At 72.2% G+C, this 12,055-nt stretch carries 8 protein-coding genes; 2 read left to right on the plus strand and 6 right to left on the minus strand.

Going from position 1 to position 12,055, the window contains the following annotated elements; genetic code table 11:
• Positions 1 to 328: 328 nt before the first annotated feature.
• A complete protein-coding gene (locus ACZ6NC_RS20220; RefSeq protein WP_396320620.1) occupies positions 329 to 871 on the minus strand; it encodes an alkyl hydroperoxide reductase in 543 nt (180 codons plus the stop codon).
• A 5-nt stretch (positions 872 to 876) separates the two neighbouring features.
• A complete protein-coding gene (locus ACZ6NC_RS20225) occupies positions 877 to 1,428 on the minus strand; it encodes a peroxiredoxin (protein WP_148643114.1) in 552 nt (183 codons plus the stop codon).
• Between the two features lie 191 nt (positions 1,429 to 1,619).
• Here ACZ6NC_RS20225 and ACZ6NC_RS20230 point away from each other — a divergent pair, with 191 nt between their 5' ends.
• Positions 1,620 to 2,570 (plus strand): LysR substrate-binding domain-containing protein, encoded by a 951-nt coding sequence (locus tag ACZ6NC_RS20230; RefSeq protein WP_465734595.1) that lies wholly within the window; start codon positions 1,620 to 1,622, stop codon positions 2,568 to 2,570.
• Between the two features lie 9 nt (positions 2,571 to 2,579).
• Here the strand turns inward: ACZ6NC_RS20230 and ACZ6NC_RS20235 are convergent, their stop codons facing one another.
• On the minus strand, positions 2,580 to 3,206 hold the full coding sequence (locus ACZ6NC_RS20235) for a TetR/AcrR family transcriptional regulator (protein ID WP_465734597.1): 627 nt from the start codon (positions 3,204 to 3,206) through the stop codon (positions 2,580 to 2,582).
• Positions 3,207 to 3,362: 156 nt separating this feature from the next.
• On the opposite strand from ACZ6NC_RS20235, the gene ACZ6NC_RS20240 reads away from it, so the two are divergent.
• On the plus strand, positions 3,363 to 5,549 hold the full coding sequence (locus ACZ6NC_RS20240) for an MMPL family transporter (protein ID WP_465734599.1): 2,187 nt from the start codon (positions 3,363 to 3,365) through the stop codon (positions 5,547 to 5,549).
• 121 nt (positions 5,550 to 5,670) lie between these two features.
• Here ACZ6NC_RS20240 and ACZ6NC_RS20245 read toward each other — a convergent pair whose 3' ends face one another.
• From ACZ6NC_RS20245 to ACZ6NC_RS20255, 3 genes are all read right to left on the minus strand, one after another.
• Positions 5,671 to 7,509: a SpoIIE family protein phosphatase gene (locus ACZ6NC_RS20245; RefSeq protein WP_465734601.1), complete on the minus strand. Its 1,839-nt coding sequence runs from the start codon at positions 7,507 to 7,509 to the stop codon at positions 5,671 to 5,673.
• A 56-nt stretch (positions 7,510 to 7,565) separates the two neighbouring features.
• Positions 7,566 to 8,342, minus strand: a complete 777-nt coding sequence (locus tag ACZ6NC_RS20250; RefSeq protein ID WP_465734603.1) for a class I SAM-dependent methyltransferase — start codon at positions 8,340 to 8,342, stop codon at positions 7,566 to 7,568.
• 584 nt (positions 8,343 to 8,926) lie between these two features.
• Positions 8,927 to 11,905 (minus strand): AfsR/SARP family transcriptional regulator, encoded by a 2,979-nt coding sequence (locus tag ACZ6NC_RS20255; protein ID WP_465734605.1) that lies wholly within the window; start codon positions 11,903 to 11,905, stop codon positions 8,927 to 8,929.
• Between the last annotated feature and the right edge of the window lie 150 nt (positions 11,906 to 12,055).

Consider the following 12,055-nt stretch of genomic DNA (forward strand, 5'->3'; position numbering starts at 1 on the left):
CATCCCCTCCCCAAACCCGTTCCTCGCCACTTCCCCCCCCCCCCCCCCCCCCCCACCCCCCCCCCCCCCCCCCCCCCCCCCCCCCCCCCCCCCCCCCCCCCCCCCCCCCCCCCCCCCCCCCCCCGCCAGCCCCCAGGAAATCAGCGCGACGGTCGGCCAGGCCGAATTCGGTGGTGGCTGCCTCGGACCGGGCATGCGTCGTCCCCCCGGAGTTGATCTTCCTCCCCCAGGACGCCGGGCATGGCCGGTGTGGTTCCGGCGCGAAACGCCGACGGGCCCCCGCCGGACGCTTGGTCCGGCAGGGGCCCGCTGGGTACGGCGTGGACCGTCAGACGGTGACGGCGGCCAGGGCGGCCTCGGAGTCGAGGACGCCGGCGACGGCCTGGAGGACGGCGGCGATCTTGATCGAGGTCTGGATGACCTCGCGCTCGACGCCGGCCTTGCGGAGTACGGCCTCGTGCGAGTCGAGGCACTGGCCGCAGCCGTTGATGGCGGAGACCGCGAAGCACCAGAGCTCGAAGTCGATCTTCTCGACGCCCGGAGTGCCGATGATGTTCATCCGCAGGCCGGCCCGCATGCTGCTGTACTCCTTGTCGGAGAGCAGGTGCGTGGTCCGGTAGTAGACGTTGTTCATCCCCATGATCGCGGCCGCGCCCTTGGCGGCGTTGTACGCCTCCGGGGAGAGGTTGGCCTTGGCCTCGGGCTCCAGCTCACGCAGCACGGCGGCGCTGCGGGTGGCCATCGCGCAGGAGAGCACGGTGCCCCAGAGCTGCTGGGCGGGGAGGTCGGAGTTGCCGATGACCGCGCTCAGGTTGAGCTTGAGGTCCTTGGCGTAGTCCGGGAGGGCGGACTTCAGGTCGTCGAGAGCCATGGTGGTCAGCCCGCCAGCAGGGCCTGGGCGTCGAGGGTGTCCTCGCCCTTGGTCCAGTTGCACGGGCACAGCTCGTCGGTCTGCAGGGCGTCGAGCACCCGCAGGACCTCCTTGGGGTTACGGCCGACGGAGCCGGCGGTCACCATGACGAACTGGATCTCGTTGTTCGGGTCGACGATGAACACCGCGCGCTGGGCGGTGCCGTCGGCGGCCTCGACGCCGCAGGCGCGCATCAGGTCGTGCTTGACGTCGGCCAGCATCGGGAACGGCAGGTCGCGCAGGTCCTTGTGGTCCTTGCGCCAGGCGTGGTGCACGAACTCGGAGTCGCCGGAGACGCCGAGGATCTGGGCGTCGCGGTCGGCGAACTCCTCGTTCAGCTTGCCGAACGCGGCGATCTCGGTCGGGCAGACGAAGGTGAAGTCCATCGGCCAGAAGAAGACGATCTTCCACTTGCCCTCGTAGGACTTGTGGTTGATCTCGGCGAAGGCGTTCGCGGCGTCCAGGTCGACGCAGGCGTTGAGTTCGAACTCGGGGAACTTGTCACCGATCGTGAGCACGTTCGCTTCTCCTGAAGTGAGACTGAGGGGAGTTTGTCCGGATTGCGGACACGTCCTACGATTCCACATCGTGGACTGATCAGGGAAATAGCCAGACTCGATGTGTCTGATCGGAGAGACCTATCAATACCCCCACGCCCCCCTCCCGTCCCACGCCCCGCAGGTCCGCCTCCCGCAAACCCGAAACGGCTGTGGCAAGTGCCACATCCCGCAGCCCCCGCCCGCCGACGGTCGCCCAGCTCAGGGCTTTCGTCGCGGTGGCCGAGCACCGGCACTTCCGGGAGGCGGCGGCCGCCACCGGGACCAGCCAGCCGGCCCTGTCGGGGGCGGTCGCGGCGCTGGAGGAGTCGCTCGGCGCGCAGCTGGTCGAGCGTACGACGCGGAAGGTGATTATCACCCCCCTGGGGGAGCGTGTGCTCGACCATGCGCGCCGGGTGCTCGCCTCCGTGCAGGCGCTCACCGAGGAGGTCGAGGCCGCCCGCCGGCCCTTCACCGGGCCGCTGCACCTCGGCGTCATCCCGACCGTCGCCCCGTACCTGCTGCCCGACGTGCTGCGGCTGGTCCGCGGCCGGTATCCGGACCTGGAGCTGCACGTCCACGAGGAGCGCACGCCCTCGCTGCTGGAGGGGCTGGCCGGCGGGCGGCTCGACGTCCTGCTGCTCGCGCTGCCGGCCGGCGGGGGCTCGCCGACCCGGGACATCCCGCTGTTCGACGAGGACTTCGTCCTGGTCACCCCGCCGGACCACCCGCTCGCCGGGCGGATCGACGTCCCGCGCGACGTGCTGCTCGACCTGGACGTGCTGCTGCTGGAGGAGGGGCACTGCCTGCGCGACCAGGCCCTCGACATCTGCCGCGAGGTCGGCGCGGACCAGGCCGGCTCCACCACCCGGGCGGCCGGCCTCTCCACCCTGGTCCAGCTGGTCGCCGGGGGCCTCGGTGTCACCCTGCTGCCGGCCACCGCGCTGGACGTCGAGGCGGGCCGCACCGACCGGCTGGCCGCCGTCCGCTTCGCCGCCCCCGCGCCCGGCCGCCGGATCGGGCTCGCCACCCGGCCGGGCTCGGCCCGCAGCGCCGAGTACGACCGCTTCGCCGCCTCGCTGCGCGAGGTGCTGGCGGAGCTGCCGGTCCGGATCGTCGAGTAGCCGGCGGCCTCAGCCGGTCCGGGCCGGCGCGCCCAGGCAGAGGCCGACCGTGCCGGCGACGAGCAGGTCCAGGGCCCGCAGTGCCTCTTCGTCGGGCTCCAGGTGGTCGGCCTGGAAGACCAGGTGGCGGCCGCACAGGCCGTCGAAGCCCGCCAGGAACTGGATGGCGATGTCGTGCGCGGGCAGGGCCAGCGTCAGGCCGTGCGCATCGGCGAGTGCGGTGAGCATGTCCGCCGCGATCCGCTCGGTCTCGGCCTGGAGCCCGCGGATGATCTCCCGCAGCTCCGGGTCGCGCATCGCCAGCGTCTCGACCTCGGCCAGCAGGATGCACCGGCCCGGTTCGGCGACGGTGCTGGTCCAGAGCGCGTGCACCAGCGTCCGCACCTGCTCCCCGAACGGCCCGTCGCCCGGGGAGGCGGCGTGCACCTGGTCGATGAAGTCGGCCATCAGCTGCTCGACCACGGCCCGGTAGAGGTCCTTCTTGGTGCCGAAGGTGTAGTGCACCGTCGCCTGTGCGACGCCCAGCTCGGCCGCGATGGCCCGGGTGCTGCCGGCGGCGACGCCCTCGCGGGTCATGAGCTCGATCGCGGCCCGGATCAGCTGCGGGCGTCGTTCGGAGGCGGGGACATGGGCCATTGAGCCAGGGTATCGCCATGGTCAAGCAACCTGGTCGCTCGAATTGGTCGTCTGCTCCTGTCGGTCGACTTTGTCAGGTGAACAACTTACGCGTACCGTGGGCCGGGACCTGTTCAGGCACCTGCCTGCCCGACCGATCAGACCGAGGGGTCACCCATGGCCACGTACCTCTACCGACTGGGCCGCTACTGCTTCCGGCGAAGGCGGGCCGTGCTGGCCGTCTGGATCGCGGTGCTGATCGCGGTCGGCGGAGCCGCCGGGGCGTTCGCCGGCAAGACCAGCGACGAGTTCAAGGTGCCCGGCACCGAGGCGCAGAGCACCCTGGACCGGATCAAGGGCACCTTCCCCGAGCAGGGCCACGGCTCCGCGCAGGTGGTCTTCGCCGCCCCCGGCCCCGGCGGCATCGCCGCACCGGAGGCCGCCAAGGCCGTCACCGAGGCGGTCGGCCGGATCGCCACCGCCCCCGGCGTCTCCGCGGCGCCCGACCCGTACGCCACCGGCGCCGTCTCGCCGGACGGCAAGGTCGCGATCGCGCTGGTCTCCTTCGACCACAAGCTCGGCGACATCACCGAACAGCAGCGCGACGCGGTGAAGGCGGCCGCCGAGCCGGCCCGCGCGGCCGGGCTGACGGTGGCCTTCGGCGGCGACGCGTACAACAAGATGGCGCAGGTCGACGGGGGCGAGGCGGTCGGGCTCGCGGTGGCCGGGGTGGTGCTGGTGATCACCCTGGGCTCGCTGGTCGCCGCCGGGCTGCCGCTGCTCACCGCCCTGGTCGGCATCGGCGTGGCGATGGCCGGACTGCTGGCGCTCTCCGGCTCGTTCGAGATCATCAGCACCGCGCCGGTGCTGGCGCTGATGGTCGGACTGGCCGTCGGTATCGACTACGCGCTGTTCATCCTCTCCCGGCACCGCCGCCACCTCGCCGAGGGGCTGGAACCGGACGAGGCCGCCGCCCGCGCCAACGCGACGGCCGGCAGCGCGGTGGTCTTCGCCGGTCTGACCGTGGTGGTCGCCCTGGCCGGGCTCGCCGTCGCCGACGTGCCGTTCCTGACCGTGATGGGCCTGGCCGCCTCGGGCGCCGTCGTGGTGGCGGTGCTCGTCGCGATCACCCTGCTGCCCGCACTGCTCGGCTTCGCCGGCCGCGCCATCGACCGGCTGCCGGTCCGGCGGCGGGCACCGAAGACCTCCGGCCGGCCGACCCTGGGCGAGCGCTGGGCGACCTTCGTGGTGCGCCGCCCGCTGGCCGTGCTGCTCGCGGGGCTGACGGCACTGACAGCCCTCGCGGTGCCCGCGGCCGGCCTCAGCCTGGGACTGCCAGGCGGGGGCTCGCAGGCCGCCGGTACCGACGCCCGCAAGGCGTACGACCTGATCAGCGACAGCTTCGGCCCCGGCTTCAACGCGCCGCTGGTGGTGGTCGTCGACGCCAAGGGCGCCGACCGGCCGGAGCAGGCGGTGCAGGGTGTGGCGCAGAAGCTGTCCTCGCTGGAGGGCGTGCGGACGCTGCTGCCCCCGGCCGTCGACCAGCCCAGCCGGACGACGCTGCTGACCGTCATCCCGAAGACCGGCCCGGACCACGCCGACACCAAGCGGCTGGTCAACGAGATCCGCGACCAGCGCGACGATCTGCAGGCCGCGACCGGCGCGAGGATCGACGTCACCGGCACCACCGCCGCCAACATCGACGTCTCCGCCAAGCTCGGCGACGCGCTGCCGCCGTTCGTCGCGGTGATCGTCGGCATCGCGGTGGTGCTGCTGGCACTGGCCTTCCGCTCGATCCTGGTGCCGCTGAAGGCCGTGGCCGGCTTCCTGCTCAGCATCACCGCCTCGCTCGGCGCCGTGGTCGCCGTCTACCAGTGGGGCTGGCTGGACGGGGTGATCGACGTGCCCAAGGTCGGCCCGGTGGTGAGCTTCGTGCCGATCCTGCTGATCGGGGTGCTGTTCGGGCTGGCGATGGACTACGAACTCTTCCTGGTCTCCGGGATGAAGGAGCACCACGCGCACGGCATGGCGCCGCGGGACGCGGTGGTCGCCGGGGTGAAGAACGGCGCGCGGGTGGTCACGGCGGCGGCGTTGATCATGGTGTCGGTGTTCGGCAGCTTCGTCTTCGGCCACGACCCGATCGTGCAGCCGATCGGCTTCGCGCTGGCGGTGGGCGTACTGGTGGACGCCTTCGTGGTGCGGATGGCGCTGGTCCCGGCCGCGATGGCGCTGTTCGGCCGGGCGGCCTGGTGGTTCCCGAAGAGCCTGGAGAAGGTGGTGCCGCGGGTGGACATGGAGGGCGAGCAGCTGATGGCCCGGCTGTCGGAGCCCGCCGAGCCCGCGAAGGTGCCCGAGCGGGTCTGAACCGGCGTGCTACCGCCTCACCGCACGACGACGGCTCCCGGCGGTCCCGCCGGGAGCCGCGTCGCGTCACGGCAGTTGTTCCACGCCACGGCGGGCGCTGCCGCCACGACGGCCGTTGACCTCACGGCAGCCGTTGCTCGAACCAGACCACCTTGCCCGTGCCCAGTCGGGTGGCGCCCCAGCGCTCGGCGCAGCGAGCCACTATCTGCAGCCCGCGCCCGCGTTCGTCCTCCGGCCCGGTGCGGCGAGGCCGCGGCAGTAGGGGGCTGTCGTCCCCGACCTCGCAGCGCAGCCGGGTGGTGCGGACCAGGCTCAGGGTGACCGGCCGGGTGGCGTGCTGGACGGCGTTGGTGACCAGCTCGCTGACCATCAACTCGGTTGCCTCGCTGAGCTCTTCGAGCCCCCAGCGGCGCAGCGTGTGGGCGGCCAGCCGGCGCGCCCGCCCCGGGGTCTCGTTGCGCGGCTGGAGGTACCAGTGCGCGACGTCCCCGGCCGGGATGCCGTCGAAGCAGGCGGCGAGCAGCGCGATGTCGTCGCCGCGGTCGCCCGGCGGCAGGATTCGCAGTGCCTCCTGGCAGAGCTGCTCGGGGGCCTGCGGGTGCGCGGTGGCGAGCCGGGCGCGGAGCAGTTCCAGCCCGTCGCTGAGCGGGCGGCTGCGGGTCTCCACCAGGCCGTCGGTGAAGAGCAGCAGCGCGGAGCCGGGCGGCGCGGGCAACTCGACGGAGGAGAAGTCGACCCCGCCGACGCCGATCGGCGCGCCCGAGTCCAGCTCCAGCAACTCGGCGGTGCCGTCCGGCCGGACCAGCACCGGTGGCACGTGTCCGGCGTTGGCGAGCACCACCCGGTTGGCGATCGGGTCGTAGACCGCGTACACGCAGGTGGCCAGGTGCTGTTCACGGCCGAGCCGCTGGGCCTGCTCGTCCAGGTGGTAGAGCACCTCGTGCGGCGGGAGGTCCAGGGCGGCCAAGGTCTGGGCGCTGGTGCGGAGTTGGCCCATGATGGCGGCCGAGGTGAGCGAGTGGCCCATCACGTCGCCGACGATCAGCGCCACCCGGTTGCCGGGCAGCGGTACCGCGTCGTACCAGTCGCCGCCGACCTGGGCGCCGCGCTCGCCGGGCAGGTAGCGCTGGGAGAGCCGGACGCCGTGCGACTGGGGGAGGCGCAACGGCAGCATGCTGCGCTGGAGTTCGTTGGCTATCTCCCACTCGCGGGCGTACCGCAGGGCGGTGTCGACGGCCAGGCCGGCCTGGGTGGCGAGGTGGGCGGCGGTCGCGGTGTCGGCGGCGTCGAAGCCGGGGCGGCCGGTCTTCTCGGGCGGCCGGCGGATCAGCACCAGCAGCCCCAGGACGGCCTTGCGCCCGCGCAGCGGCAGGGCGAGCACGGAGCTGCCCGCGCCGAGGCGGGCCAGCCCGCGGGCGCCGTACAGCTCGCGCAGCAGCTCGGTGGTCCGCTCGGTGGCGCGGTCGGACGCCCCGTCGGGTCCGCGCTCCGCGCCGAGGACGGCGGCCTCGGCGGGGCGGCGGCTGAGCAGGATGTGTGCGAGCGCACCGCCGCGGGTGACCGGGGTGGCCGGCCCGGTGTCGGCCGTGGAGCGCGAACCGTACCGGGTGCCGTACTGGGAGCCGCGGTGGTCGCCACCGGTGGTGGGCCGGCCGCGGCGGCCCAGCCGGGTGCCCAGGCTGTGGTGGATCCGCAGCTCGTCGGGGAACCCGGGTTCGCGCTCGACGTTGGGCAGCGGGTCGCGCAGGTGGACGACGGCGGCGTCGGCGAGGGTCGGCACCAGCACCCGGCAGATGTTGCGGAGCGTCGCGGCCAGGTCGAGGGCGCTGTTGATCCGCCGGGTGGCGGAGTCGAGGTAGGTGAGGCGCTCGGCGACCTCGCCGGCCTGAAGGGGCGGCGGGCGGCGCTGGCCCGGAAGGGCAGGCTGCTGTCCGGCCTCGGGTTTGAGCTGGTCGCGCACGGCTGCCTGTCCTGGGGAGTGGTGTGGGGTGCTGGTCTTTCCGGGGTGAGCTGGTCTCAGCCGACGCGTCGACAGCACAGGAACAGTTGCTCCTCCGGCGGCAGCGAGGTGCTGGCCGGCGCGTACGAGTACCCCGACCGATCCTCGACGGCGAACCCGGCCTCCACCAGAACCCGTTCCAGATCCTCCCGCAGGTACCCGCTGATCCGCAGTTCCCGTCCGAGGAACGGGAGTGGAACGTGATCCAGGTCGGCCTCGACCATACCGAGCGCCAGCAGCCCGCCGGGCCGCAGGAGCTCGCGCAGCCTGGCGAGCACGACGGGGATCTCGTCCTGGGGGAGCAGGATGAGGGAGAAGAAGGCGGTGACGGCGGCGAACCCGCCCCTCCCGCCCGGGCCGAGCGCGGGGAGGTTCCAGGCCTGGCCGGCCCGGTCGGTGGCCAGGTCGTACATGTCGATGCGGTGGAAGACGGGGGCGTACGGCGCGAGTGGCCCGCGGCGGGCCCCCTCGCGAGCCAGCGTCAGCATCACATCCGAAAGGTCCACGCCGGTGACGCGCATCCCGGCGGTGGTCAGCTGCCGGACGGTCGGGTCACCGGTGCCGCAGCCGACGTCCAGCACGGCGGCACCCGGTTCGAGCTGCGCCAGCAGCCGGCGCCCGCAGGCGAGCTGCCCGCCCTTGGCCGGGAACGCCTCGCCGTACCCGGCGCCGATGGTGTCGAAGGCGACGGCCTGCAGGGCGCGCTCGGCACGGCGGCGCAGTACGTCGGGCTCGTCCCCGCCGTCCGCGTCCTCGTCGAGGGGGAACGGGTCGGATATCTGTCCGGTCGTCACGATTGAGAGGCACCTTTCCACCCGGGCCTCCGGTCGGCTGTACTCGGCGTACGAGGCCGGGCCGCCGTTCGTCCCGGCGCCCGTGCTGCCTCGCCGGCCCGCTGCCGGTGGCGGTACGTCACGCTCCCCGCGTCACACTGACTGCAATCAGACATTCTGCACAGAGACACTCTGCACCGTGGGAGCGCCGCCGCGCTGCCGTTTCCGGATGGTCGACCGGACAAGTGCACTCGTGTGTACTGGCATCTGAGAATATGCGTGATCACTCCGCCATGGGGTCCGTTTCCGGCCAACTCGTGACAGTTGGGCACTGTGACCCGGGTTGCGGAAGCACGGGGTCGCGGCCCGGGGTGGTGCGGCCGACGCCCGCGCGCCGCATGACGCGCTGCCCGCGCGTCTCTGACCTGGGATTTTCCGCTTTCCCAGGCTGACAATCCGACGTTTATCGAACGTCAATCGGTCCGGTGCACAGTGGAGTCCAGCGCCGGGGAAGCGTTGAGGGTGCTCCCGCAGCCGGGGGGCTGCGGGGGCACCAACGCTCACGGGGGAGACTCCGCGGGGGAACACGGGGGAGTGGCGGAGGCCTACGGCGCGGGGGGAGAGAAGGGCTCGGTGTGCTGCTGGGAGATGAGGTCCGCCACGGGGGAGGCCTCCGGCACACCGAGCCGCGTGAAGATCGCGTGCGCCTCCTGGAGACAGGCAAGGCCACGGGCCGGCTGGGCGAGGCCGAGCAACGCCTCGCCCAGCGCGGCATTGGCGAGGCCCTGGCAGTAGGCGGAGTCCATCTCCTGTCCGATGGCGAGCGACTCCTCGGCCGCCTCGGCCGCCTCGGCGTGCCGGCCGGCCGCGAGCAGGGCTGAGGAGAGCCGCGCGAGGGTGTAGCCCTCGCGGAGGCGGTTCTGCTGCGACTGGTAGAGCCGGTGGGACTCGCGCAGGTGCCCGACTGAGGCGCCCGGATCATCGGTCATGGAGAGGACGACACCGAGCTGGTACAGGGTGTCGGCGAGGCACGGGCCGTTCTTGGAGGCATGTGCGGTCGCGACGGCGGCGGTCACCGATCGGACGGCCGTCTCGATCATTCCCAGGCCGAGTTGGGCCCGTGCCATGTTGCCGAGCAGCCGGGCCTCGCCGATGGGCGCGCCGACGACCCGGCTGATGGCGAGTGCCTGCTCGAAGAACGGCAGGGCCTCGGCAGGTCGGTTGGCGAGGCTGAGGATGATCCCCAGATCGTTGGCCGCCGCCGATCGCAGCACGGTCATGTCATCGAAGGCCTGGAGGCTCAGGCTCTTGCGCAGCGACCGCTCGGCGCTCTGGAAGTCGTTGGTGATCGATTGCAGAGTGCCGAACGCGAAGTGCACCCGGGCTAGCGCGGCGGCGTCCCCGTACGACTCGGCGTTCCGGTCGGCGGTTTCCAGCATGCGGCGAACCCGGGGCCCGTGTGTGGGGTCCTCGACCAGACTGTTCAGGACGATCAGGAGGTCCACGGCGGACCGCAGCAGGCTGCCCGGCCCACGCGTGGCCGTCTCGACCGCGCTGAGCAGGAACGTGACCTCTGTCCGGAGCCACTCCCGCGCGTCCTGACTCGTCGACAGCTCCAAACCGGGCGAGCCCAGCGGATTGAGTGGTTCTGGGAGCTGGTCGTCGGGTTCGATGGACCGCGCCGCGTTACGAACGGTGGGCAGGAGCAGGTCGAGCAGGCGTCGCACGGCGGCCTGCTGTTCTTCGATGTCGCCGAGCCGCTCGTTCTGTCGCTGGGCGTAGAGCCGGAGCAGATCGTGGTAGCGGTAGCGGCCCGGCGAGAAGCACTCCAGCATGTTCGCCTCGACGAGCGCTTCCGCGAGTGCCTCGGCGGTGTCCTCGTCGACACCGAGCAGCGCCGCGGCCGCGGCCAGGGGGATGTCGGTCGAGTCGATCAGGGAGAGCAGCCGAAACGCACGGGCCTCGGAAGGCGAGAGCTGTCCGTAGCCGAGCCCGATGGTGGTCTCCACCGCCAGGTTCCCGAGCTGGAGTTCGTCCAGACGTCGCCGCTGATCGGCTAAGCGCCGGGCGAGGTCCGAAACCGTCCACCGCGGCCGGCTCGCCAGGCGGGCGGCGGCGATGCGGACGGCGAGCGGGAGAAAGCCGCAGGCGGTGACGACGGCCATGGCCGCTTCCGGTTCGGCGGCGACGCGGTGGTCCCCGACGATCGCCGAGAAGAGTGCGAGCGCCTCCTCGGGCGTCAGCTCCTCGACGTCGACCAGATGCGCACCCGGGATGCCGGCGAGTCGCGACCGGCTGGTGGCGAGCACGGCGCAGCCGGAGACGCCGGGGATGAGGGGCTGGATCTGCCGGGCGTCCTGGGCGTTGTCCAGAAGGATCAGCATCCGCCGGCTGGCGAGCAATGAGCGGTAGAGCGCGGCCCGTTGCTCAAGTGAGTCAGGGGTCTCGGTGACCCCGAGGGCGTGCAGGAAGTCGCCGAGGACGACGGCCGGGTCGGCGGGTGAGGCACCCGCGCCACGGAGATCGACGTAAAGCTGCCCGTCCGGGAACTCGGGACGGACACGATGCGCCACATGGACGGCAAGCGTGGTCTTTCCGACGCCGCCGATCCCGGCAAGCGAGGTGACCACCACGGCCTGGCCAGTGGCGTTCATCAGTACGGTCGACAGTTCGCCCACCAGCTCGGTGCGACCGCTGAAGTCCGAGACGTCGGCGGGCAGCTGGGCCGGGGGAGTTACCGCGACCGGAGCGTCTTCGCGGGCCGGGTCACCGGTCGGCGCGACGGCGGGCAGCGCCAGGGCCGGATCGGCGGCGAGGATGCGGGAGTGCATGGAGGAGAGCCCGGTGCCGGGCTCGACACCGAGCTCGTCGATCAGCAGCTTTCGGGTGTCGGTGTAGACGCCGAGCGCCTCCGCCTGGCGGCCGCAGCGGTAGAGCGCGAGCATCAGCAATTCACGCAGCCGCTCCCTGAGCGGGTGCTCGGCGGTGAGTGAGCTCAGTTCGCCGACCATCTCGGCGTGCAGGCCGATGTCGAGGGCCACCGCGCACCGTTCCTCGGAAGCGGTGACGTGTCGCTCGGCCAGGCGTAGACGCTGTGACTCCGCGTACGGTCCAGGAACGCCGGTCAGTGCCCGGCCGCTCCACAGGCCGAGCGCGCTGACGAGGAGACGGTGTGCCTCGTGCAGGTCTCCGGCGGTCCGGGCCGCGTTGGCCTCGGCGGCCCGGCTCTCGAAGACGGTGACGTCAAGGGCGTCGGCCGAAATGCGCAGGGCATAGCCGTCGCTGACTGATATGAGTACTTCCGCCGGTCGGCGAATTTCGCGCCTGGGCTCAAGAACGGTACGCAGTCGGGAGATATATGTCCGCAATGCGGCAATGGCCTGCGTCGGTGGTCGGTCCCCCCACAGACCGTCGACAAGATCCTGAGTAGTGACGGGCCGGCCGGCGTGCAGAAGCAGTGCGGTGAGAATGGCCTGCTGCTGCGGTGAGCCCAGGGACAACGGCCTGCCGTCGAGCCAGGCCTGGACCGGACCGAGTACCTGGAAGCGCAGCGCTGGCGAAGGCGGCGTCTCCCGAAACTCCATGAAGTCCCCCGATGGCCTGTGGTGTCGATTCCGCGCAGGGCGCTCGGCGGTCCGCCGTGTGATGGCTTCACCTTAGGCGGAGGGCCGACTCTGCCGGACGGCACCGCAAGCCGCACGATGTTTATCGGACATTTAATCAACCCTACGATA

The sequence above is a fragment of the Kitasatospora sp. NPDC041988 genome (assembly GCF_055588525.1).